This is a genomic window from Ensifer sp. M14, assembly GCF_003355565.1.
GTDB lineage: Bacteria > Pseudomonadota > Alphaproteobacteria > Rhizobiales > Rhizobiaceae > Ensifer.
The window spans coordinates 3,847,164-3,870,131 of record NZ_QJNR01000004.1 but is presented as its reverse complement, the minus strand read 5'-3'; the positions used below and the strand labels follow the sequence as shown (position 1 = coordinate 3,870,131).

The window sequence follows — 22,968 nt, the reverse complement described above, 5'->3', positions numbered from 1 at the left end:
ATGGCGGCCGAAATCTCAACCTTTGGAAATCGTCGAAAGGCCGATGTCGCTTGCTCGACAGGCCCCTCCAGCGCCTCTAGATGTAGCCGATGGACAAGCAACGGGACGACACGATCGCAAGCCGCATCAGCCGCGCACTGGCCGAGAGGATCATCTCGGGCGCGCTGACGCCGGGCGAGCGCCTGCGCCAGGACCACATCGCCGAGGAATTCGGCGCCAGCCATGTGCCGGTGCGCGAAGCATTCCGGCTGCTGGAGGCGCAAGGGCTTGCCGTCAGTGAACCGCGTCGCGGTTTCCGCGTGGCAGCGTTCGATCTGAAGGAAGTGCGCGAGGTCGCCGAAATGCGGGCGGTTCTCGAAGTGCTGGCGCTGCGCCATGCGATCCCGCATCTGACCGCCGCGATCCTCGATCGTGCCGAAGCCGCCACAGTCGCGGCCGATACCTCGCGTGACGTCCGTTCATGGGAGGCGGCCAACCGCGCCTTCCATCGGTTGATCCTCGAGCCCTGCGGCATGCCGCGGCTGCTGGTCTCGATCGACGATCTTCACGCGGCCAGCGCCCGCTTTCTGTTTTCGGCCTGGCGCAGCAGCTGGGAAGCGCGCACCGACCATGACCATCGCGCGATCCTTGCCGCCTTGCGTGAAGGGCGGGGCGACGAGGCTGCGAAAATCCTCGAGCGCCATGTCGGCTGGATCGGCAGGACACCGGTCAAGACCGCCGCCGGCGAGATGCGAGAGGCGTTTTCGATCGTCGGATAGGCTTTCAGCGCAGCCGTTGTGCTCCGGCTGCAGTCGTCGGCGGAAAATTATCTATAATTTAGTTTGTCTCTATTCTGCAGGCTGTTGCGGGCTGTAAAGTGCGCATTCGTGCGCCGTTTTCGTGCGGTCCGTGGATTGACCAGCCTGCCTTCTGACGCTAGTGGGGCTGAAATTATAGATAGAATCAAAGATTATCTATAATTTGAACGCAACCCACGGAGACCCAGATGTCCAATCTCGCTTCCGCCCACGCGCCTCTGTTCGATCCGCTCCGCCTCGACGGTAAAACCTGGCCGGTTAAGACCCTGTTCGTGCTGCTTGGAACCGGTTTTCTTGCTCTCTCCTCGCAGATCAGCGTGCCGATGGTCCCGGTGCCGGTGACCATGCAGACTTTTGCCGTGACGATGATCGGCGTCGTCTATGGCTGGCGGCTCGGCGTGGCCACGATCCTTGCCTGGCTCGCCGAAGGCATGATGGGCCTGCCGGTTCTGGCCAATGGCGCCGGCGGTCTTGCGCATTTTGCTGGCCCCACCGCCGGTTATCTCGCGGCCTTCCCGCTGGTCGCCGGCCTTGCCGGCTGGCTGGCGCAACGCGGGTGGACCGGTGATCGTGTCGTCCTCAGCTTCTCTGCCCATTTCGCCGCCAACATGCTGTGCCTTGCGCTCGGTGCGATGTGGCTGGCGAGCCTGATCGGTTTCGAACAGGCTATCGCCCTCGGTGCAGCGCCCTTCGTGCTCGGCGCGGCGCTGAAGTCTGCGCTTGCGGCGGCCGTGCTGAAAGCCGTTCAGCGCTATGCGCAAAAGCCGACGGACCTCATTTGACGGTCCGGCTGCGCGGGCACCATCTGTTGTGCCTGCTGACCTTCGTGGGCGAGGGCTACACGCCCTCGTTCACCCGCAACTATGTCGAGATCGCCAAGCGCCTTTCCGCCGGTGAAGCCGTAACGGTCGTCGACGGACCGGACGATATCTGTGCGCCGATGTTGTGCGATGCCGGTGCCCATTGCCGGGACGAGAGCATCACACGGCGGGACAGCCTCGCACTTGCCTCGGTTTCCGACATCCTTGACCGGCAGATCGTGCCTGGATCGGTACTGGTGCTCGATGCCGACAGGCTAAGGCGATTGCGTTCGGCCTTCGTCGAGGGCAAGACTGCGGCGGCTTGCGCCGAATGCGAATGGGCGGGGCTCTGCAGCCGCGTTGCAGGCGGCGGTTTCACAGACGTCCTCGTGCACGCAGCCGAGGATCTGTGTCTATTGCGGGAAGAGGTCTGAAAAGGCCTTCTCGCCGCTATCGGTGAAGCGGATAGCGCGGCTGTTGGTCTCGCGCTTTGCCCAGCCCTTGTCGATGAACAGCGTCAGCAGTGCCTCGCCGAGCGAGCCGGCAAGGTGCGAACGGCGCTCGCTCCAGTCAAGGCAGGTTCGGCAGATCGGTCGGCGCGAGTTCTTCAAGGATGCGTAGCTTATGCCGAGCGCCTCGATGCGGATCTGGCCGGCATCGGTCAAGGCGAGGTCGTCGCCCGCGACCTCGATCTGTTTCTCCGCGATCAGGCTGTCGAGCATGCGCACGCCATAATCGCCGGCAAGGTGATTGTAGCAGACGCGGGCCTTGCGCAGCGCCGGATCCTTGGGCCCGGGGCGATGCCGGTTCATGCCGCGGCTGGCGGCAAACCCCATGAGGTTTTCGAGCATCAGGCCGACCTCGTCTTCGGCCAATTGGTAGTAGCGGTGACGACCCTGCTTGCGCTGGGTCAGAAGGCCCCCGGCCTCGAGCTTGGAGAGATGGGAACTCGCCGTCTGCAACGTGATGCCTGCATGCGTTGCAAGCTCCGTCGGCGTTAGCGCCCGGCCGCCCATCAGGGCGGTCAGCATGTTGGCGCGGGCCGGATCGCCGATCAGCGAGCCGATGAGAGCGATGTCTGGACCTTCCTTCATACTTCGATGGTAGTCGAAGCATTGCTGGCCGGCAAGCAGGCATAGTGGGTTCATCGAGAGGCACACACGAGGAACCACAAATGATCACCTGCTTCATCCGCTACGAGATCGATCCCTTCAAGAAAGAGGAGTTCGCCGCTTATTCCCGCAACTGGGGCGAGGCAATCCCGCGCTGCGGCGCCGACTTGATCGGCTACTTCGGGCCGCATGAAGGCTCGGCCACGACGGCCTACGGCGTCTACAATATCGACAGCCTTGCCGCCTACGAAGCCTATCGCGCCCGGCTTGCCGCCGACCCGTTGGGTCGCGAAAACTATGCGTTCGCCCGCAAGGAACGGTTTATCCTGAAGGAGGACCGCATCTTCCTGAAGAACGTTTCGTCGCAGGCTGGAAGGGATTGAACTCATGATCGCCGTTATTTTCGAAGTGCTGCCGGCCGAAGGCTGTCGCGAGACCTATCTCGGCATCGCCGCCGACCTGCGCCCGCTGCTCGATGGCATCGACGGATTCATCTCGATCGAGCGCTTTCAAAGCCTCGCCGATCCCAACAAGGTGCTGTCGCTGTCATTTTGGCGCGACGAGGACGCCGTTAAGGAATGGCGCAACGGCGCCGAGCATCGCGCCGCCCAGGAGGCGGGTCGCAATGGCGTCTTTGCCGACTACCGTTTGCGCATCGCATCGGTCGTGCGCGACTACGGCCTGAACCAGCGGCATCAGGCGCCGGTCGACAGTCGCGCCTTCCACGCGGCTTGACGGCTCTCGGCAAGCGAAGCGATTGGCCTCCCATCGTTAATTCGGATTTTTTCCTGGCGGCCTTCAGGCTTTGGTAACCATCTTCGGTAACCATAAGCTCCATAGTCCGTCCCGAGTAAGCGTATTTGCGAGTTGTCCATGTCATCAGTTGTTTCGCTTGCCGAAGTCTCCCGCGCCGCCCGCCCGCTGGGCTGGCTCGATTCCATCATCAAGGGTGACTGCGTGGCCGCGCTCAATGCGCTTCCCGACAATTCGGTCGATGTCGTTTTCGCCGACCCGCCCTACAACCTGCAGCTTGGCGGTATGCTGACCCGCCCCGACCAGTCGGTCGTCGACGCCGTCGATGACGAATGGGACCAGTTCGCTTCCTTCGAAGCCTATGATGCCTTCACCCGCGCCTGGCTGCTGGCCTGCCGTCGCGTGCTGAAGCCGACCGGAACGCTTTGGGTCATCGGCTCCTACCACAATATCTTCCGCGTTGGCGCCATCCTGCAGGACCTGCATTTCTGGATCCTCAACGACATCATCTGGCGCAAGACCAACCCGATGCCGAACTTCAAGGGCCGCCGGTTCCAGAACGCCCATGAAACGCTGATCTGGGCGACGCCGAACGCCAATGCCAAGGGTTACACCTTCAACTACGATGCGATGAAGGCGGCCAATGACGACGTGCAGATGCGCTCCGATTGGCTGTTCCCGATCTGCTCGGGCCACGAGCGCCTCAAGGGCGACGACGGCAAGAAGGTGCATCCGACCCAGAAGCCGGAAGCGCTGCTTGCCCGCATCATGATGGCGTCCACCAAGCCGGGCGACGTCATCCTCGATCCCTTCTTCGGCTCCGGCACGACAGGCGCCGTTGCCAAGCGTCTCGGCCGTCACTTCGTCGGTATCGAGCGCGAGCAGGACTATATCGACGCGGCATCGGCGCGCATCGACGCCGTCGAGCCGCTCGGCAAGGCCATGCTGTCGGTCCTGACCGGCAAGAAGGCCGAACCACGTGTGGCCTTCAATACGCTGATCGAAAGCGGATTGATCAAGCCCGGCACCGTGCTGACCGACGCCAAGCGACGTCATAGCGCCATCGTGCGCGCCGACGGCACGCTTGCCTCCGGCGGCGAGGCCGGCTCCATTCATCGCCTGGGCGCCAAGGTCCAGGGTCTCGATGCCTGCAACGGATGGACATTCTGGCACTTCGAAGAAGGGAACACCCTGAAGCCCATCGACGAACTCAGAACCGTCATTCGAAATGACCTGGCAAAACTGAACTGATCAACCAGTTCCACCAGGTCCTTCGAAAAGCGCTCTGACCGGTTTTTGTACCTTCAGTCCCGGAAGGAGAGCTTTAAACGCCCGGAATCCGCGAGGTTTCCGGGCGTTTGTACGTTCGGATTTGTCAGTCGTCGTCGAAAACCTCGATCGCGACGATCCGTCCTTCACCGTTGAAATGAAGAAACTCGACACCTGAACGCTCTACCTTCTCGCCGGTCTTGGCGTTCGTTGCCGTCAGATGCCACGTGGCTCGCGCCGACGAGGGCGAAAGCGTTTCGATCACGCCGTCTTCAGCCACCTGATCCGGATAAACCAGAAAATAGTCCCGAAAGGCGGAGACGATTGCGGCTCGTCCGGAAAGGGCGCCGACGCCGTTCGAGACATAACGCGCATTCTCGGCGAAAGCGTCGCATATCGACTGGAAGTCGAGCGCGTTGATCGCTGCATGGTAGCGTGCGGTCAGCGCGGAGGGATTGCGGGACATTGTGACAAGCCGGGATCAGCGCTGGATACCATAGGCGGCGAGATCGGCTTTGAGCTTTTCCGGGTCGGTGAAATGCACCGCGTGCCAGCCCGCCAGTCGCGCGCCCTCGACATTGGGCATGCTGTCGTCGATGAACAGTGTCGCCGGCGGATCGAGGTCGAAGGCGCGGGCATGGGCCTCGTAGATCGCCACATCCGGCTTGATCAGGCCGACGTCGCCCGACACGGTGACACCGCGCGGCATCGTCAGGAACGGATAGAGCAGTTGTGCCTCGCGGAAGGTGTCGGAGGCGAAGTTGGTCAACATGGTCACATCGCGGCCCTCTGCGATCAGGTTTTCCATCAGGGAAACCGTTTCGACATAGGCGTGCGGCACCATCTCCTGCCAATGCTTGCGGAAGGCGCGGATATGCTCTTCGCGCTCCGGATGATCCTTGATCAGCAGCGCTTCCGCTTCCTCCCAGGAACGGCCGCGGTCCTGCTCGATGTTCCAGTCGTGGGTGCAGACATTGGCGAAGAACCACTGCCGCTCCGCCTCGTCGGGAATGATGCGGCTGAAGGGCAGGTTCGGGTTGTAGTGGATCAGCACCTTGCCGATGTCGAAGACGATGTGGCGGATTTCGATGCTGCTCATGACCTGTTCCTCTTTAAACGTCTCAGCGCTCGGCTTTGAAGGCATCCGGGATCGCCTGGGCGATCGCCTTTTTCATAACCGTCGGCAATGCCTGGGCTTTCAGCGACGAGACCGGCTCCCACCAGCCGTCGTTTCCGGTCTCGGCGCGCGCGACATTGGCCCGGTAGACCGACAGGCGCAACTCGAAATGCGTGAAGACATGGGTAATGGTGCCGCAGTCTTCCCAGGCCGCCGCAAAGGGCTGCGCCGCGACCGACGTGTCGCCGTCCTGGCGCGCCGTCCAGGCGGTGCCGGGCACTTCGGTCATGCCGCCAAGCAGGCCGGTTTCGCCGCGCTTGCGCAGATAGACCGTGTCACGGGCATCGATCGCCACGAAGGCGGCGCCGAGCCGGAGCGGCTTGTCCTTCTTCTTCGCCTTGCGCGGAAAGGTTTCGGGATCGGCGACGGAAAGCGCCAGACAGTGCGGCCGGAACGGACAGAGCGAACAGGCCGGGCGCTTCGGCGTGCAGATCGTCGCGCCGAGATCCATCATCGCCTGGGCGAAATCTCCGGGCCTGTCGGCTGGCGTGAGCGCCGCGACGAGCGCACGCATCTGCGGCTTTGCCGCCGGCAGCGGCGCTTCGATCGCAAAGAGCCGCGAGATCACCCGCTCGACATTGCCGTCGAGCACGGCGCTTTGGCGGTTGAAGGCGATGGCGGCAACGGCCGCCGCCGTATAATCGCCGATACCGGGCAGGGCCTTCAGACCCTCTTCCGTGTCCGGGAAGCGACCGTCGTGATCGCGCGCCACGGCCTCGGCGCATTTCTTCAGGTTGCGGGCGCGTGCGTAATAACCGAGACCCGCCCAGGCCTTCATCACGTCCTCGTTGTCGGCGGCGGCGAGTTCTTCGACCGTCGGCCATAGCGTCAGGAACTTCTCGAAATACGCCTTCACCGCCTGCACGGTCGTCTGCTGCAGCATGACCTCCGACATCCAGATATGGTAGGGATTGGCAACCACGCCTTGTCTCGCCATCGACGGCGAGACCCGCCATGGGAGCTCGCGGTGGTGCCGGTCGTACCATTCAAGAAGAAGCGGGGCGGCCTTCGCCGCCGTGATCGTATTGTCCATGATTTGCCGGAGGTTCCTATTCCGGCTTATACTTGGCGAAGGCGAGCCGGCGCATCAAGGCTCAATCGACATTGCATACAGAAAGTCGCGTTCGTGAGTGAACAGAAGTCCCGCCGGGGTGTGATCCAGATCGCAGAGGTCGCAAACGGGCTGATCGATCCCGTGCTCGCCAAGCGCGCCGGCATCAACACCATGCTGCTCGGCTCCTGGGACGAGATCGCCGGTGCCGATTTCGCCGACTGCACCCGACCGGAAAAGATCGCCTGGCCGCGTCGCGCCTCGGAAATCTCCGGCGAGGGTGGCCATCAACCCGGCGTGCTCACCGTGGCCTGCGAGGGCGCTCGGGCCCTGTTCCTTACCCATGCCCAGGGCGAGCTGATCCAGCGGATCAACGGCTTCTTCGGCTTTTATGCGATCGGCCAGCTGCGGATCGTGCAAAAACCGGTCTCGCAGCCGACCAGGCGCAATCGCACGCCACGCCCGCTCACAGGCGAACCGGCCCGCAAACTCGAAACCATGGTCGAGGGCATCGAGAGCGAAGAGCTGAAGGCGGCGCTGCGGCGGCTCGGGACCGCCGTCATGTCTCCACGCCGGCGATGACGTGCGTCGCGATCTCCGAGTTGCGCTCCCTGCGCTTAGGGCACTTGTTCTTGAGCATGTCGTTATCGCAAAACCGTCCCGTACTTTTGCGCGAGATGCTTTAGGGCCGCACCATCAGCCGGTCACAATTCTTTGAATTCTGTTGAGAAGCTGCCCCTTGCCGCCCTGCGCGCGGCAAGATATCGAATCCGCACTGCAATTCCCTCCGAACACGGGTAAAATTCATGTCCGCTTCCGCAATGACCCTTTCCAAACGCCTGCTCAGCGGTGTTGCCATCGCGACCGTCGCTCTCGTGCTTGCCGCCTGCAGCGACGACAAGAAGGAACAGGCTTCGGCGACCCCGACCGAAACCACGGAAACGGCCGCCAAGACCGAAGTTAAGCCAGCCGATGCGAAGCCTGCCGACGCGATAACCACCGCATCGACGACGGCTGCCGCGACAACGACCACGGAAGCCAAGCCGGCCGGCACGGAAGTCGCCCAGTCGACGGCCGCTCCGGCGGCAAAGGTCGAGCTGCCGAGCTCGGAAGGCTCCGTCGACATGGCCAAGCTGCTCGAACCCGGCGCGCTGCCGGAAATGGCGATCGGCGATGCCAACGCGCCGGTCACGATCGTCGAATACATGTCGATGACCTGCCCGCATTGCGCCGCCTTCCACAACAACACCTTCGAAACGATCAAGACGAAGTACATCGACAGCGGCAAGGTTCGTTTCGTCCTGCGCGAATTCCCGTTCGATCCGCGTGCGGCTGCCGCCTTCATGCTGGCGCGTTGCGCGCCCGAGGGCCAGTATTTCCCGATGATCTCGATGCTGTTCAAGCAGCAGCAGCAGTGGGCTGCCGCCCAGAATGGCCGCGATGCCTTGCTGCAGATGTCCAAGCTCGCCGGTTTTACACAGGAGAGCTTCGAGTCCTGCTTGACGAACCAGAAACTTCTGGATGATGTGAACGCAGTTATGCAGAGGGGCGCAAAGGACTTTGGCGTACAATCGACGCCGACCTTCTTCGTCAATGGAGAGCACTATTCTGGGGATATGTCGGTTGACGTTATGTCGGCCCTCATCGACAGCAAGCTCTGATCCTTCGCTTTTCCTGAAAACGGGCGACGGCAGTAGCCGTGCGCCCGTTTTTTATGCCCGACAGCCGGGTGACGAGGGGCGTCCAGCGCCAGCGTCTGCCGCATGAAGTTCAACAAGCTCCGCCTGCTCGGCTTCAAGTCCTTCGTCGAACCCAGTGAATTCATCATCGAGCGTGGTCTGACGGGCATCGTCGGCCCGAACGGCTGCGGCAAGTCGAACCTTGTCGAGGCGTTGCGCTGGGTGATGGGGGAAAACTCCTACAAGAACATGCGCGCGTCCGGCATGGACGACGTGATCTTTTCGGGCTCCGGCAATCGCCCGGCGCGCAACACCGCCGAAGTCGGCCTCTATCTCGACAACAGCGATCGCACCGCGCCTGCCGCGTTCAACGACAGCGACGAAATCCAGGTGACGCGCCGCATCGAGCGCGAACAGGGCTCGGTCTACAGGATCAACGGCAAGGAAGCGCGCGCCAAGGATGTGCAGCTCTTGTTTGCCGACGCTTCCACCGGCGCCCGCTCGCCGTCGATGGTCGGGCAGGGCCGCATCGGCGAACTGATTTCGGCCAAGCCGCAGGCGCGCCGCCAGCTTCTCGAAGAAGCGGCGGGCATTTCCGGCCTGCATTCGCGCAGGCATGAGGCCGAGCTGCGGCTGAAGGCGGCCGAGACAAACCTCGAGCGCCTGGACGACGTCACCTCGCAGCTGGAAAGCCAGATTGAAAGTCTGAAGCGTCAGGCGCGTCAGGCCAATCGCTTCAAGATGCTGTCCGCCGATATCCGCAAGCATGAGGCGATCCTGTTCCATATCCGCTGGGTCCAGGCCAAGGAGGCCGAGGCCGAGGCGACGAGCCAGCTCAACCAGGTGACGGCCCTCGTCGCCGAAAAGGCGCAGGCGCAGATGCAGGCGGCCAAGGATCAGGCGATCTCCAGCCTGAAACTGCCGGAGCTGCGCGAGAACGAGGCGAAACTGGCGGCCGCCTTGCAGCGGCTTCAGATCGCCCGCTCGCAGCTCGAGGAAGACGCCGGCCGCATTCTGCGCCGGCGCGACGAATTGCAGCGTCGCCTGGCGCAGCTCGCCGAGGATATCGCCCGCGAGGAACGCCTGGTCGCCGACAATGCCGGCATTCTCGCCCGCCTCGACGAAGAGGATGAGGAACTGCGCGAGGCGCTTGGCGAGGCGGACGACCGGGCGAGCGAAGCCCGGGAGCGTCTCGAAGAGGCAAATGAAAAGCTTTCGGAAAGCGAAGCCGGTCTCAGCCGACTGACGGCGGAGCGCGCCGAAGCACAGGCAGGCCGCAACCAGCTTGAGCGCGCGCTGCGCGATCTTTCGGAGCGGCAGGCGCGGCTGGCGCGCCAGCTTTCCGATCAGACCCGCGATCTCGACGAACTCGACCGGCAGATGTCGACGCTGCCCGACCCGCACGAAAAGCAGGGCCAGGTGGAGGTGGCCGAGGCGGCCCTCGAAGAGGCCGAGGCGAATGTCGCCGATATCGAGGAGGCGCTGGCCGAAACCCGCCGCGCCGAGGCCGACGCCCGCCCGCCGGTCGATCGGGCGCGGGCCGTTCTCAACGGTATCGAGACCGAGGCACGCACGATCCGCCGTATGCTCGAAGCAGCCGGCGGTGGCGACTATCCGGCCGTCGTCGAGGAGATGAAGGTCGATCGCGGTTTCGAGACGGCGCTGGGAGCGGCCCTTGGCGACGATCTCGATTCGCCCCTCGATAGCGCCGCCCCTGCCCATTGGCGCACACCGGGCGACCATTCCGGCGATGCCCCTTTGCCGCCGGGCGTGCGCTTGCTGATTGAGCACGTTCGCGCACCGCAAGCCCTGACCCGCGCCTTGAGCCAGATCGGCATCGTCGACAGTGAGGCCGACGCCGAGCGGTTGATGCCATTGCTGAAGCCCGGCCAGAGCCTCGTGACGAAGCAGGGCTCGGTCTGGCGGTGGGACGGCCACGTGACCGGATTCGAAGCGCCGAGCGCTGCAGCGCTGAGGCTCGCCCAGAAGAACCGCCTTGCCGAACTCGACACCGAGGCGGACCAGGCCGGCGAGGCGCTCCGCCGTGCCGAGGCCGATCTTGCTGCCGCCGGCTCGCGCATCCGCGCCGAGGATGAGCGGCTGCGGCTTGCCCGCGATGCCCAGCGCATGATCACCCGCCAGCTGGGCGAAGCCCGCGATGCGCTGGCCGCCGCCGAGCGCGCATCCGGCGATCTCTCGCGTCGTCGTGCGGTGGTTGCCGAAACCAAGAGCCAGCTCGAAAGCCAGCTGGAAGAGGTAGCCGAACAGATCGAGACGGCCAACGACGCGCTTGCCGATGCACCCGACCTTTCCGAGCTTGAGCTGAAACTGCGCACGCAGACGGCGGATGTCGCAACCGACCGCGCCGCGGTTGCCGAACGGCGCGCCGCTCACGACGGACTTGCGCGCGAGAACGAGGCACGCCAGCGCCGCATCACGGCGATTGCAGGCGAACGCCAGACCTGGAAGGCGCGGGCGGCCAGCGCCGACGAGCACATCGCCACCCTCAGGGATCGCGAGGCGGAAGCGCGCGAGGAGGTCGAAGACCTGATGGACGCGCCCGACGAGTTCGACGACAAGCGGCGCGCGCTGATGAACGAACTGCAGAAGGCCGAGGCTTCGCGCCGCGAGGCTGCCGACATCCTGGCCGAGGCCGAGGGCCGCCAGCGCGAGGCCGATCGCATGGCCGCAACAGCACTTTCGGAGCTGGCGGAATCGCGCGAGAAGCGCGGCCGCGCCGAGGAGCGGCTGGTGTCGGGCCGCGAGCGCCGCGTCGAGATCGAGGGTCGCATCCAGGAAGCCCTTTCCTGCGCCCCGCACGAAGTGATGCGGCTGACCGGGCTTGCCGTCGACGAGGCGCTGCCGGACATGCGCAATGTCGAGCGTGAACTGGAACGGCTGAAGATCGAACGCGAGCGCCTTGGCGCCGTCAACCTGCGTGCCGAAGAAGAGCAGAAGGAGCTATCCGACCGGCTGGCTTTGCTCTTGAAGGAGCGCGACGACGTCATCGAGGCGATCCGCAAGCTGCGCAGCGCCATCCAGAACCTTAACCGCGAGGGTCGCGAGCGACTGATCGTCGCCTTCGATGTGGTCAACGCCCAGTTCCAGCGGCTTTTCACCCATCTCTTCGGCGGCGGCACGGCGGAGCTGCAATTGATCGAGAGCGACGACCCACTCGAAGCCGGCCTTGAAATCCTCGCGCGTCCGCCGGGCAAGAAGCCGCAGACCATGACGCTGCTTTCGGGTGGCGAGCAGGCGCTGACCGCGATGGCGCTGATCTTCGCCGTGTTCCTGACCAATCCGGCGCCGATCTGCGTGCTCGACGAAGTCGATGCGCCGCTCGACGACCACAATGTCGAGCGCTATTGCAACCTGATGGACGAGATGGCGGCTTCGACCGAAACCCGCTTCGTCATCATCACCCACAACCCGATCACCATGGCCCGCATGAACCGCCTGTTCGGCGTCACCATGGCGGAGCAGGGCGTATCCCAGCTCGTGTCCGTCGACCTGCAGACGGCAGAGCGACTGAGGGAAGTGGTTTAAGCATTACTCGAATTCGAGAACGAAGCTTTCGGTCGAATCCAGCGGAGCCATGTCATCCCAGGTGGTGACGCGCACAGCCGCCGCGCGCGGCTCTCGGCCTTGAGCCGCCTGTGCAAGACCAATCTATGGCCTCATCTTGAAGCTGACGCCGCCGACGGCGTCGTAGCCGCTGTTGAACAGCGAGGCGACGAATTCGTTCTCCGCCACCGATGTGATCGTTGCAAGATAAGCGCTGCAACGTGGGCGGCACGGGCCGATGGTCAGCTTTCAACGCATGCATACGTTTCGCTTCATGCCGCTCTTCGAAGCTCGCTGACACGCTGTTCTTCGCGCCAGGAGGAAGGGCTCTTGCCTGTGACGCGCAGGAACTCGCGGTTGAAGTTGGATTTCGTCAGGAAGCCCGCCTCGAAGGCGATCTGCGTGATGGCCTCATTTGTCGTCTGAAGCAGCCGACAGGCTTCCTCGACCCGGTAGTTGTTGACGTATTGCGAGACGCTGATGCCGTGGATGCGGTTGATGGCGTTGGAAATACGCCGCGCCGGTACACCGAGCTTGCGCGCGATCCGAGAGAGGTTGAGTTCAAGATCCTTGTAGAGCGCCTTCTTGTGCATCAACTCGCCGATGCGTTGCACGATTTGTGCGTCCTCTTCGCTTGCAGCGCGCTCCTCGGGTAACGCCTCTTCATCCTGCCGTTCGTTGTCCGTCGACGTGTCGAAGCTGGCGATCGAAGCGGCGGTCCCAAGAATGAGCAGGGCGAGCACGTTGCCGGCCGCGACGATTGCGCCGGAATAGGCGCCGCCGTTGCGCGTCTGGTCAAAGCCGATGGCGACGTCGCTGAGGGCTGACGCGACGAGCGCCCATCCGGTGATCTGCAGCGCGCGGTATGATCGAAGCACACCGTCGAGGCGGGACGTGACCAGTGCGTTCGGCCCAAGCCGCGCAAGCCATAGCAAAGCAATGCCGTAGCCGAGAAAGAACAGGATAATCGCGGTGCCGACAGCATCTCGCCAGGCAAACATCATCACCCCGACGATGAGCGCCGGCAGGAGGTGCCAGCCGATTTGCCTGAGGCTTGGCTGGCTGTCGCTTGCAAGGTTGCTGAAGCAAACCCAGGCGAGCGCTGCGTTGAACGTCGCAAGCATCGCCTGAGCCGGCAGGATGGCGCGAATGTCGTAGCCCCACCGGATGCCGATCAGCACGGACTGCAGCGCATAGGCGCACACGAGCAGGAGGAACAGGCGCTGCTCAAACGTCATGACGTCGTCCCGTTGCGACAGCATGCGGACGATCACGATCGTCAGTAGGAGGGAGACGACGAAGGGTAGCGGTACAAATAACATGAGTGGATGGATTCTTCGGAGGAGGTGTGGACGTTTCGATGATGCCCTCGATTGCGATCATGGTCGACCCAAAACGCGATCAAGGTCGCCGCTTGGTTCGATTTCGGGCGAGCTGTTCCTGTCCGGCGATGGTGCCGGATCGAACGAATGGAGAGCCAAATGTCGATCGCACTGCCTGCAATGGTCCTTGCCCCCATCCTTCTCGTCGCCATGGCGAGCAATGCCGAGACATCGGCGACCGACATCGATATCACCGGTGTCACGGCTATCGTCGCAACGGGAGACGCCAGCGCAATCGAACTCACCAGTGACGAGAGCTTGCCCTATAGCGCCTCGGTCGAGAGCAAGCGATCCGGCTGGTTTGCACCCTTCTATTCCAGCTGGTTTTACAGCGACTGCGTATCGCAAACCCGGATGCGCGTCGAAGGCGCCACCCTCTACGTGGAAGTGGCTGCGCCGTCCTGGCCGGAACTGGAGGACTGCAAGACCCAGCTTCGCGCCAACCTCAAACAGGGAGCATCGGTCTCGATCGAGCAACCGGCATTTCAAGCCAAGCTGGAGGGAGAGTTTTCGAATGTCGCGCTCAAGGGCAAGGCGGCGGATGTTTCGATCGATGGGCACGTCGGACAGGTCAGGCTCGACGTGGACGCCCTGCGGGCGCGGCTGATCTACGAAGAGACCCGACAATCAGAGACCGTCGAAATCTCCGGAAAGGCGCTCGATATTCATCTTGGCTTCGATGCGGCAAGTTTCATCGATTATCAGGTGACGGCGACGGCGTCTTGGGTCGACAGTTCGCGAACGGCGGTCCCCGGCGCTAGCCCAAAGGTTCGCATCACAGGGGAGATGGTGCGGGCGACGATCCGCTGAGGCTCGCCTTCCCAGTCGCAAAAATGATGCGCTGCAGCATAAATCTTCGGCGGGTGCATTTCCAGGCCGAAGCATATACTGTAAATCGTCACAAAAGACTGTTTCTGGGTGGAGAGCAGGCATGACGAAATGGGTTTACACCTTCGGTGGGGGCAAGGCCGAAGGGCGGGCGGGCGATCGTGACCGGTTGGGCGGCAAGGGTGCGAACCTTGCCGAAATGTGCAGTCTCGGCCTGCCGGTGCCGCCGGGGCTGACCATTATCACCGATGCCTGTAACAGCTATTTCGACAATGGCCGCGAGATCCCCGACGGCTTGCACGATCAGGTCCGCGAAGGCATTCGGCGGATGGAGGAAGTGACCGGCCGGATCTTTGGCGACACCAACCGTCCGCTGCTGCTTTCGGTGCGTTCCGGCGCGCGCGCCTCGATGCCGGGGATGATGGATACTGTTCTCAATCTCGGCCTCAACGATCAGTCGGTGCATGCGCTCGGTCACGACGCCGGCGACGCGCGTTTTGCCTGGGACAGCTACCGCCGCTTCATCCAGATGTATGGCGATGTCGTCATGGGCGTAGACCATGATGTTTTCGAAGAGATCCTCGAAGACGAGAAGGCCCGCCTCGGCCACGAGCAGGATACCGAGCTTTCCGCGGTCGAATGGCAGCATGTCATCAGCCGCTACAAGGAAGCGATCGAGGAAGCCCTCGGTGAGCCGTTTCCACAGGATCCGGAAATCCAGCTCTGGGGCGCCATCGGCGCTGTTTTCTCCAGCTGGATGAACCCGCGCGCCATCACCTACCGCCATCTGCACAGCATTCCCGCGGCCTGGGGCACGGCCGTCAACGTCCAGGCGATGGTTTTCGGCAATCTCGGCAATTCGTCGGCGACCGGTGTCGCCTTTACCCGCAATCCGTCGACCGGCGAGAACGAGCTTTACGGCGAGTTCCTCGTCAATGCTCAAGGGGAAGATGTCGTTGCCGGCATCCGCACGCCTCAGAACATCACCGAGGCTGCCCGTATTGCCTCCGGCTCCGACAAGCCGTCGCTGGAAAAGCTGATGCCGGAGGCCTTCGCCGAGTTCCGCGCGATCTGCGACAAGCTCGAGCGCCACTATCGCGACATGCAGGACCTCGAATTCACCATCGAGCGCGGTACGCTCTGGATGCTGCAGACGCGCTCCGGCAAGCGCACGGCCAAGGCCGCGCTCAAGATTGCCGTCGATATGGCCGAGGAGGGGATGATCTCGAAGAACGAAGCGGTCGCTCGCATCGATCCCGCCTCGCTCGACCAATTGCTGCACCCGACGATCGATCCGCACGCGCGCCGCGATATCATCGGCTCCGGCCTGCCGGCGTCGCCGGGGGCGGCGACAGGCGAGATGGTCTTCACCTCAGAAGAGGCCGTTCAGGCCGACAAGGAAGGCCGCAAGGTCATCCTCGTGCGCATCGAGACCAGCCCGGAAGACATTCACGGCATGCACGCCGCCGAAGGCATTTTGACCACTCGTGGCGGCATGACCAGCCATGCTGCGGTGGTGGCACGCGGCATGGGCACGCCGTGCGTTTCCGGCGCCGGCGGCATCCGCGTCGATCTGCGCAACGAATTGCTGATCACCCCGAGCGTGACGCTGAAGAAGGGCGACATCATCACCATCGACGGCTCGTCCGGCCAGGTGCTGAAAGGCGCGATCGCCATGCTTCAGCCCGAGCTTTCGGGCGATTTTGGTAAGATCATGGCCTGGGCCGACGCCAGCCGTCGCATGACCGTGCGCACCAATGCCGAGACGCCGGCCGATGCGCGCGCCGCGCGCTCCTTCGGGGCCGAGGGCATCGGCCTGTGCCGCACCGAGCACATGTTTTTCGAAGACGGGCGCATCAACGTCATGCGTGAAATGATCCTGGCGGAAGACGAGGCTGGTCGACGCCTCGCGCTTGCCAAGCTCCTGCCGATGCAGCGTTCGGACTTCGTCGAGCTGTTTTCCATCATGCACGGGCTGCCGGTGACCATCCGCCTGCTCGACCCGCCGCTGCACGAATTCTTGCCGAAGACGGATGAAGAGATCGCCGATGTCGCCGGCGTCCTGTCGCTCGATCCGTCAGCCCTGCGCCAGCGCGTCGACCAGCTGCACGAGTTCAATCCGATGCTCGGCCATCGCGGTTGCCGCCTCGCCATCTCCTATCCGGAGATCGCCGAAATGCAGGCCCGAGCCATTTTCGAGGCAGCGGTCGAAGCCGCACGCGAAACCGGTGCTCCGGTCGTGCCTGAAATCATGGTGCCGCTCGTCGGCCTGCGCGCCGAACTCGACTACGTCAAGGAGCGCATCGATGCGGTGGCAAAGGCGGTGATCGGCGAAGCCGGCATCGACATCGACTATCTGGTCGGCACGATGATCGAGCTGCCGCGTGCGGCTCTTCGCGCGCATGTGATTGCCGAAGCGGCCGATTTCTTCTCGTTCGGCACCAACGACCTGACCCAGACGACCTTCGGCATTTCGCGCGACGACGCCTCGCAATTCCTGGCGACCTATCAGCAGAAGGGCATCATCGAGCAGGACCCGTTCGTCTCGCTCGATTTCGACGGGGTCGGCGAACTGATCCAGATTGCCGCCGAGCGCGGACGGCGGACCAAGAACGGCCTGAAGCTCGGCATCTGCGGCGAGCACGGCGGCGATCCGGCCTCGATCCGTTTCTGCGAAGAAACCGGCCTTGACTACGTCTCCTGTTCGCCCTTCCGCGTGCCGATCGCCCGGCTGGCAGCCGCCCAGGCGGCAATCAACGGCAAGGCGTGAGGCACCAAGGCGGCAACGGCTCGCGCTGTTGCCGTCGTGCAACGGGAAGACGGCTTCAGTATTGTCTCGGCATTTCCTGGTTGCAAAGTGCGGACCAGCGGTTCATGACGCCCACCGTTCGCACGGCATATTGTCGGGCGGCAGGTGTCGGCCATGCATGACATGGCCGTTTGTTCAGAACAGGAGCGGAAAATGACGCAGAGCATTTCCTTACGCCCCTTGGGGCTTCGTGGCTGATCAGGGTTGATGCGCTGGTGAGACCCGTCCTGCCGGCCATCGCGCCGGTTGCTTGACCCTGTTCTGGAATTATTTTCGTGGGCACTCATCTTGGGGACACCGTCCCCGAAGACGAAGGCGGCGCGCGCAATGCGGCCGTCACACATTATTTCACCGCCGGCAGCTGGATAGAAGGCGCGGCAATTCACCAACTGCGAGAAGTCTCGGCGCTTGCCGGCATGATTTCCGTCGCCGGCTTCCCGGATCTTCATCCGGGAAAATACGGGCCGGTCGGGATGGTCGCTCTTTGCGAGCGGGTTTACCCGCAACTGATCGGCAACGATATCGGCTGCGGCATGTCGTTCTTCGAGCTTTCCCTGCCGCTGCGCAAGTTCAAGGTCGAAAAGGCGGCCGAACAGTTGCGCGGCATGGAGCAGATCGATCCGGACGACCTGGCCGGACGGCTCGCGGAACATGATCTCTCACCAGATATGTGCCCGCATTCTCTCGGCACGATCGGCGGAGGCAATCATTTCTGCGAGCTACAGGCCGTCGACGAAATCCTGAGTGAAGATGCTGGAAGCATCGTTGATCGTCAGAAGCTCTATCTTCTGGTTCATTCCGGTTCGCGTTCGGTTGGCGCCGATCTCTTCGGTCAAACGCTCGATGCAGCCACACCGCTGCGCGACGGCATGGCTGCAGATTCGCTGGCCACCAGGCAGTGGCTGGCAAGAAGCGCCGACTGCGTGTGGTGGGCGTCGCTCAACAGGCAGATGGTCGCCGAGCGTGCGGCCCAGGCGTTGCGTGCCGACGTGACGCTTGTTGCCGACGTGCCGCACAATCTGGTGCGAAGCACATCGGCCGGCTTTCTGCACTACAAGGGTGCGGCGGCCATCGGCGAAGGCACCGTTGCACCGATCGCCGGCTCGCGCGCAACGAGAAGTTATCTCGTGCGGGCCTTGGCCGGCGCAGAGGCGTCCCATTGGGGCATTTCGCACGGCGCCGGGCGCAAGTATGACCGGAAGGCCATGCATGGCCGCGCCGGTGCGCACCGATCCGAGCGTGATGCTCTTCGTCTCAACGGCTGGGGCGGCGTTGCCATCTGTGACGATCGCGACCTGCTGATCGAGGAGGCCGCGAGTGCCTACAAGGATGCCGCGAAAGTCGTCGGCGATCTCCAGGCATTCGGGCTCGTAGAACCGCTCGCCGCCATGAAGCCGCTGGTAACCTACAAGAACGTCCAGCGGCAGGCGGTCGACCGGGACAAGGCAAAACGGGAGCGGATGACGATGAGGAGGATGCGCCGTGGGTGAGGTAATGCTCTTTCTGACTGCGGGCAACGGTCCAGTCGAGTGCCGCATCGCCCTTGCCGCGCTCATCGAAATTCTTTCCAGGGAAGCAATGACGAGAGGTTGCAGCTTCGAGGAGACCCGTGGCGGTCAACCTGATGCGTTCGGTCCGAAGTCGGCCGTGGTGGCGCTGTCTGGTGAAAAGGCGGAGGAAATGGCCGAGGCCTATTGCGGCACGGTCCGGTTTGTCTTCAAGAGCCCGGTGCGCAAGGGCCACCAACGTCAGAACTGGTTTGTCGGCGTTCGGCGCCTCGAACCTTGCGCCGATGCGGCCGTGGTACCGACGATCGAGCACAAGGACTTGCGCTTCGAGACGTTGCGGGCCGGTGGACCTGGTGGCCAGCATCAAAACACCACCGACAGCGCGGTCAGGGCGACCCATGTGCCGAGCGGCATCACCGTTGTCTGCCGGGAGGAGCGATCGCAGCATCGCAACAACGCGACCGCAATCCGCCGGCTTCAGAGCATTCTGGAACTCATCGCCGCCGATCACGAAGAGCAGGAAAAAGCAGCCTTGTTCGTGGCCAGCAAGCAGTTGGAGCGTGGCAATGCGGTGAAGACGTTCCGGCTCTAGAGCGCTTCATCTCTAAACGGAAGCAATTCTGTTGGCTCAAAACGGCCGCTCCACACGAAGGATGGCGCTGAGCGATGCCGATCCATCGAGCAAGCCATCCGACACAGTGGGCGGCCGTTTTCAGCCAACCCGAAGGGCCGGATGAATTTTGGCCATTGCCGGCGGTGGCCGTCTCGACCGCAGCGTCAGCTGCGCTCTTCGCCAACCGCCTTGGTCCTGGCCGAAATTCCTTCCGGCAGAATGCCTCCGTTTAGAGATGAAGCGCTCTAGCCGTGCGATTGCGCGGCCCGGGCGCCGAGCGTCCGGGGCGCGCGTCTGCAGCTATCGACATGCGGCCGCAGTTCAGTTCGCCTGCACGATCACCGGACGCGCGATGACGACCGGGCGGTTCCAGCCCCACATCATCGCATCGTTGTTGTAGCGGAAGGCGCGCGACTCGGCGCGGCGGTCAAGCTCGATGCGCTGCAGGCAGGTGGCAAATGCGTCTGTTCCTCGACGGAAGCCGTAGGAGGCGCAGGTATTGCCATCGGCGGCGCGCCGCTCCTCCGGGGTCATCGTCTGGCAGGCCGCAAGCAAAAGCCCGACGGCGCAAAGGGTCAGCAGTTTGGTCTTCATCGTATTCATGCCTCCTGAGCGGATGCAGATCGGCTTGGCGAAAGACCGTCTTTGCTTGTGCCCCAACCTCATCCTTGTCAGGAGGTCGGACACGCCGCATCGCTCAGCTCTTTACCGCCGCCTGCAGGACAGAGCTCTGCCGCATGGCGGGCTGTCGTGTCCACCCTGATTTTTTCGGGTATTGCCATGAAGACCGGCAGGGCGGATCGTGCAATCGCCGGCCGAGGCGTCGCCGCAACGCTAGGCCAAACGCCGGCGTTCAGGTATGCGCGCGCCACAAGGCTTTTGTATTCACGATTCAATCGCATGGAGGCATGATGGGCCTGCCGGCGGGCAGCCGTCAATCCGTTTCCATGCACCTCAAAGCTTACATGCGCTCGAGCACGCCGACAAAGGATTCGGCAAAGCTTTTCAGGTCCTGGGTGTTCTCGCCGGGATGCTCAAGCCGGATCGTCGAGCCTTCTTCCTCGAGGCAGACGAACAGGATCGGCGAGGTATCGCCCTCGGTCTCGCCGAGGCGCAGGACGGCGATGCTCAGGCAGTCCTCGATCAGGCCGGACGCCGGCAAGGCAAAGAGAAACTCGCCGCCGACATTATCGGCGACCGTCCGGATGAAAGCGGTGAAATCATCCTTGCTGCCGGAGAAACCGTCGAGGGAAAGCTCAAGCTCCAGCAGCGCCATTGGTATACCGGTGTCAGCCGGTGGGGGCGGTGCTGCGTGGGTGGCAGTTGCCACGGCTGCTTGCGATGCGACCATGATGTCTCTCCGTCTTGCCGTGCTGGATCACTTCCCAGACGACGGCCATTGCCTCCGGTTGACTGTTCCCTGCGGCCTTTGCCGCCGTGCGGGCATATTCCTAATGCCTGATAGGTGGTTAACGAGAATGGCGATTTTGCGGCAAGGCTCCTGGCGCGCCCACCCCGTGCCTCCATCTCGATTCTATTGCCTGTTTTCACGGCCCCGGCCATGGTCTAAGAATGCGGATCTGTTTCGATGCAGGGGATTGATTCCGTTACATGATGGTCCGGTACGAGCGCCCCTATTCCCATGCCGCCCATTGGGCGCGCCGCTTTGCCCGCATCGCCTTTGCGATCTTCGCCCTGTCCTTGGCTGCGCATCGGTTCGGCCCGTTGACGACACCGCACTTCCTCGGCCTGGTCGGCCTTTCCGGTGCTTTCGCTCTGCTTGGCGTCCTGCTTGCCGTAGTCGGGCTCGCGCGGCTTTGGCAGGTCGCCGCGATCGGCGGGCTCGCCTCGGCTTCGGCCCTTGTCTATGCCGCGCCGACCCTCGGTTTTATCGGCTTTGGCGTAGCGCACTACCTGAGCCGGCCAGCGATCTATGATGTCAGCACCGATACGGTGACGCCGCCACCCTGGCTGAAAGTACCGCAGACGGAGGAAAGCTGGTTGAAGCGCAAGCCGGCCGTCACTCCCGAAGATCGTGAAGCGCAGATCGTCGCCTATCCCGGCCTGACCGGGAGACGGTATGACGGCGCGCTCGACCGCGTGTTCCAGGGTGTGCGCAATGTTGTCGAGAAAACGCGCGTCGGCGTCACGCAGGAACTCGGCGTCGAAAATACCCGCGCCGACCTCGAGGATCTGGCCGTCCGGCCAAATGCCGGGGCGGACGCCTCTGTCGAGCCGGAGAATGTCCCCGTGCCGGAATCGCGGCCGGAAATCGCGCTCGAAGGCGCCATTCCGGGACGGCGCTCCAGCGATGTCGTGCTTCAGGGCGAGTGGCGTACACTGATTGCCGGTTTTCGTTTCGACGTGCTGATCCGACTGCGCGAAGAGGCGGAGACGACCTTCGTCGACCTGCGTGTCGCGTCCCGCTACGGTCAACACGACCTCGGCATCGGCGCCGCCTTCGCCGACCAGTTCTTGCGGGCGCTCGATGCCGAGCTGCTTGGCATTGCCGGCGATTGATCAGGAGAGGACCGGCCGAACGCCTCAGTCGTGCACGAGGGCGCCGAGATTATCGGATTTGCGAAGCGTTTCCCTCGCGGTCGGCGCTGTCGGCTCGTCCGCTGGCTTGAGCCAGCCGCGATAGCGCACGATCAAGCCGGTCAAGGGGCTTTCGACTTCGACATGGAAGTGAAACAGACCGTCGCGATCCTCCTCGAACGTCCGACCGCCCGGCGCCAGAAACAGCGGGAGCGGGAGGCCGAGAACGGACCAGCCGCGAACCTTGAGGTGCAGGCGGTTTTCTTCAGGCGCCAAGCTGCACAGGATACGAAACGGCCCGAAATTCTCGGCAAGCAATCGTTCTTTCCGATCTTCCGCTTTCTGCTGGGAGCTGCGCAGAACCTTATCGCCGAAGCGCCGGGTCCACACCTCGCGACCATCGGCGCATGCAAAGCGGATCTCGACCGGCACACCCTGCGCCGCGGTGGGAAAGCCGGCGAGGAAGGCTGCGAGACGCGCCAGTGGCCACCGGCCACGCTCGACGACCGCGCATCCCCTGAAGGTCGCGGTTCCCTCCGACATCTCATGCAAGGCGCGGATCGCCGCGGGCAGGCGATCCCATCGTGGGCCAAGCACCTGTCGGTAGAGGCTTTGGTGATCGACCAAACGTTGCGTCATGCGATGAAGCGTCCACGCTCTTCCGCTGTCGGCACCATGCAGGTCTGGCGGCGGCCGGCGATCCGGTAACGGTTTCTCGCAACGAGATCGTAAAGCGGATCGCGAAGGGCGGCCGGTAGGATACGGCAGATGTTTACCAGCGACCACGGCAGGCCAAGACCTGCAAGCGTGCGGATCGATCCGTCGGACTTGAAGCGCGCGATGCCGTTCTCGATCAGGATATTGCTCTCATAGTTGTGGTCATCGAGGCCGTAATGCCGGTAGAGCGCCCGGCCGAGCGTCGACTGCGCCGTCAGGTAGCGATAACGCGCCCGGTGGTCATGGCGCAGCATGAAGCGTACCCAGCCCGAGCAGAAGATGCATTCGCCGTCAAAGACGATCACCGGGCGATCGTCGGGAAAGTCCGGCACCGACGGATCGTTGCGGTAGCCATGGCGTTGCTGCCGCAT

Annotated in this window: 23 protein-coding genes; 14 read left to right on the top strand and 9 right to left on the bottom strand. The window is 63.3% G+C overall.

Going from position 1 to position 22,968, the window contains the following annotated elements; genetic code table 11:
• Positions 1-89 precede the first annotated feature (89 nt).
• The 3 genes from BLJAPNOD_RS18865 to BLJAPNOD_RS18855 all read left to right on the top strand — a co-directional run bounded on the left by BLJAPNOD_RS18865 (position 90) and on the right by BLJAPNOD_RS18855 (position 2,031).
• Positions 90-758, top strand: coding sequence for a GntR family transcriptional regulator (locus BLJAPNOD_RS18865; protein ID WP_115420788.1), 669 nt, complete (start codon positions 90-92; stop codon positions 756-758).
• A 227-nt stretch (positions 759-985) separates the two neighbouring features.
• Positions 986-1,579 (top strand): biotin transporter BioY, encoded by a 594-nt coding sequence (locus BLJAPNOD_RS18860; RefSeq protein ID WP_115420787.1) that lies wholly within the window; start codon positions 986-988, stop codon positions 1,577-1,579.
• A complete protein-coding gene (locus BLJAPNOD_RS18855) occupies positions 1,576-2,031 on the top strand; it encodes a DUF1284 domain-containing protein (RefSeq protein ID WP_115420786.1) in 456 nt (151 codons plus the stop codon). The genes BLJAPNOD_RS18860 and BLJAPNOD_RS18855 overlap by 4 nt, the downstream gene beginning before the upstream one ends.
• On the opposite strand, the gene BLJAPNOD_RS18850 is transcribed toward BLJAPNOD_RS18855, so the two are convergent.
• On the bottom strand, positions 2,011-2,691 hold the full coding sequence (locus tag BLJAPNOD_RS18850; RefSeq protein ID WP_115420785.1) for a winged helix-turn-helix domain-containing protein: 681 nt from the start codon (positions 2,689-2,691) through the stop codon (positions 2,011-2,013). The two genes, BLJAPNOD_RS18855 and BLJAPNOD_RS18850, sit on opposite strands and share 21 nt — an antisense overlap.
• A gap of 80 nt (positions 2,692-2,771) precedes the next feature.
• On the opposite strand from BLJAPNOD_RS18850, the gene BLJAPNOD_RS18845 reads away from it, so the two are divergent.
• The 3 genes from BLJAPNOD_RS18845 (at position 2,772) to BLJAPNOD_RS18835 (ending at position 4,713) form a co-directional block, all read left to right on the top strand.
• Positions 2,772-3,092: an NIPSNAP family protein gene (locus BLJAPNOD_RS18845; RefSeq protein ID WP_115420784.1), complete on the top strand. Its 321-nt coding sequence runs from the start codon at positions 2,772-2,774 to the stop codon at positions 3,090-3,092.
• Between the two features lie 4 nt (positions 3,093-3,096).
• Positions 3,097-3,444 carry an antibiotic biosynthesis monooxygenase gene (locus BLJAPNOD_RS18840; RefSeq protein WP_077498040.1) on the top strand — a complete coding sequence of 116 codons (348 nt, stop codon included), beginning with the start codon at positions 3,097-3,099 and terminating at the stop codon, positions 3,442-3,444.
• A gap of 138 nt (positions 3,445-3,582) precedes the next feature.
• Positions 3,583-4,713 (top strand): site-specific DNA-methyltransferase, encoded by a 1,131-nt coding sequence (locus BLJAPNOD_RS18835; protein ID WP_112808508.1) that lies wholly within the window; start codon positions 3,583-3,585, stop codon positions 4,711-4,713.
• 124 nt (positions 4,714-4,837) lie between these two features.
• Here the strand turns inward: BLJAPNOD_RS18835 and BLJAPNOD_RS18830 are convergent, their stop codons facing one another.
• The 3 genes from BLJAPNOD_RS18830 to mutY are packed head-to-tail and all read right to left on the bottom strand — an operon-like array spanning position 4,838 to position 6,941.
• Positions 4,838-5,197 (bottom strand): nuclear transport factor 2 family protein, encoded by a 360-nt coding sequence (locus tag BLJAPNOD_RS18830; protein ID WP_115420783.1) that lies wholly within the window; start codon positions 5,195-5,197, stop codon positions 4,838-4,840.
• Positions 5,198-5,212: 15 nt separating this feature from the next.
• Positions 5,213-5,830, bottom strand: coding sequence for an HAD family phosphatase (locus tag BLJAPNOD_RS18825; protein ID WP_115420782.1), 618 nt, complete (start codon positions 5,828-5,830; stop codon positions 5,213-5,215).
• A gap of 22 nt (positions 5,831-5,852) precedes the next feature.
• Positions 5,853-6,941, bottom strand: coding sequence for an A/G-specific adenine glycosylase (mutY, locus tag BLJAPNOD_RS18820; RefSeq protein WP_115420781.1), 1,089 nt, complete (start codon positions 6,939-6,941; stop codon positions 5,853-5,855).
• A gap of 93 nt (positions 6,942-7,034) precedes the next feature.
• Between mutY and BLJAPNOD_RS18815 the strand changes: the two genes are divergently transcribed.
• From BLJAPNOD_RS18815 to BLJAPNOD_RS18805, 3 genes are all read left to right on the top strand, one after another.
• Positions 7,035-7,541 carry a DUF721 domain-containing protein gene (locus BLJAPNOD_RS18815; protein WP_077498035.1) on the top strand — a complete coding sequence of 169 codons (507 nt, stop codon included), beginning with the start codon at positions 7,035-7,037 and terminating at the stop codon, positions 7,539-7,541.
• Between the two features lie 224 nt (positions 7,542-7,765).
• The gene (locus BLJAPNOD_RS18810; protein WP_077498034.1) at positions 7,766-8,620 is read left to right on the top strand and encodes a DsbA family protein; all 855 of its coding nucleotides are present in this window, start codon (positions 7,766-7,768) and stop codon (positions 8,618-8,620) included.
• Between the two features lie 102 nt (positions 8,621-8,722).
• Positions 8,723-12,184: a chromosome segregation SMC family protein gene (locus tag BLJAPNOD_RS18805; RefSeq protein ID WP_115420780.1), complete on the top strand. Its 3,462-nt coding sequence runs from the start codon at positions 8,723-8,725 to the stop codon at positions 12,182-12,184.
• A gap of 290 nt (positions 12,185-12,474) precedes the next feature.
• Here the strand turns inward: BLJAPNOD_RS18805 and BLJAPNOD_RS18800 are convergent, their stop codons facing one another.
• Positions 12,475-13,524 carry an AraC family transcriptional regulator gene (locus BLJAPNOD_RS18800; RefSeq protein WP_115420779.1) on the bottom strand — a complete coding sequence of 350 codons (1,050 nt, stop codon included), beginning with the start codon at positions 13,522-13,524 and terminating at the stop codon, positions 12,475-12,477.
• A gap of 159 nt (positions 13,525-13,683) precedes the next feature.
• Here BLJAPNOD_RS18800 and BLJAPNOD_RS18795 point away from each other — a divergent pair, with 159 nt between their 5' ends.
• The 4 genes from BLJAPNOD_RS18795 (at position 13,684) to prfH (ending at position 19,321) form a co-directional block, all read left to right on the top strand.
• On the top strand, positions 13,684-14,394 hold the full coding sequence (locus BLJAPNOD_RS18795) for a hypothetical protein (RefSeq protein WP_115420778.1): 711 nt from the start codon (positions 13,684-13,686) through the stop codon (positions 14,392-14,394).
• 121 nt (positions 14,395-14,515) lie between these two features.
• On the top strand, positions 14,516-17,182 hold the full coding sequence (ppdK, locus tag BLJAPNOD_RS18790; protein ID WP_115420777.1) for a pyruvate, phosphate dikinase: 2,667 nt from the start codon (positions 14,516-14,518) through the stop codon (positions 17,180-17,182).
• A gap of 314 nt (positions 17,183-17,496) precedes the next feature.
• Positions 17,497-18,711: an RNA ligase RtcB family protein gene (locus tag BLJAPNOD_RS18785; protein ID WP_115420776.1), complete on the top strand. Its 1,215-nt coding sequence runs from the start codon at positions 17,497-17,499 to the stop codon at positions 18,709-18,711.
• Entirely contained in the window at positions 18,704-19,321 is a 618-nt protein-coding gene (gene prfH / locus BLJAPNOD_RS18780) for a peptide chain release factor H (protein WP_115420775.1), read from the top strand. The genes BLJAPNOD_RS18785 and prfH overlap by 8 nt, the downstream gene beginning before the upstream one ends.
• Before the next feature lie 342 nt (positions 19,322-19,663).
• Here the strand turns inward: prfH and BLJAPNOD_RS18775 are convergent, their stop codons facing one another.
• Together BLJAPNOD_RS18775 and BLJAPNOD_RS18770 are read right to left on the bottom strand one after the other, a co-directional pair.
• Positions 19,664-19,945 (bottom strand): hypothetical protein, encoded by a 282-nt coding sequence (locus BLJAPNOD_RS18775; protein ID WP_077503193.1) that lies wholly within the window; start codon positions 19,943-19,945, stop codon positions 19,664-19,666.
• A 358-nt stretch (positions 19,946-20,303) separates the two neighbouring features.
• A complete protein-coding gene (locus tag BLJAPNOD_RS18770) occupies positions 20,304-20,693 on the bottom strand; it encodes a hypothetical protein (RefSeq protein ID WP_115420774.1) in 390 nt (129 codons plus the stop codon).
• A 260-nt stretch (positions 20,694-20,953) separates the two neighbouring features.
• Between BLJAPNOD_RS18770 and BLJAPNOD_RS18765 the strand changes: the two genes are divergently transcribed.
• Positions 20,954-21,862: a DUF1499 domain-containing protein gene (locus tag BLJAPNOD_RS18765; RefSeq protein ID WP_115420773.1), complete on the top strand. Its 909-nt coding sequence runs from the start codon at positions 20,954-20,956 to the stop codon at positions 21,860-21,862.
• A gap of 24 nt (positions 21,863-21,886) precedes the next feature.
• Here BLJAPNOD_RS18765 and BLJAPNOD_RS18760 read toward each other — a convergent pair whose 3' ends face one another.
• Both BLJAPNOD_RS18760 and BLJAPNOD_RS18755 read right to left on the bottom strand, forming a co-directional pair.
• Positions 21,887-22,519 carry a DUF4166 domain-containing protein gene (locus BLJAPNOD_RS18760; RefSeq protein ID WP_115420772.1) on the bottom strand — a complete coding sequence of 211 codons (633 nt, stop codon included), beginning with the start codon at positions 22,517-22,519 and terminating at the stop codon, positions 21,887-21,889.
• Entirely contained in the window at positions 22,516-22,968 is a 453-nt protein-coding gene (locus BLJAPNOD_RS18755; protein ID WP_115420771.1) for a DCC1-like thiol-disulfide oxidoreductase family protein, read from the bottom strand. The genes BLJAPNOD_RS18760 and BLJAPNOD_RS18755 overlap by 4 nt, the downstream gene beginning before the upstream one ends.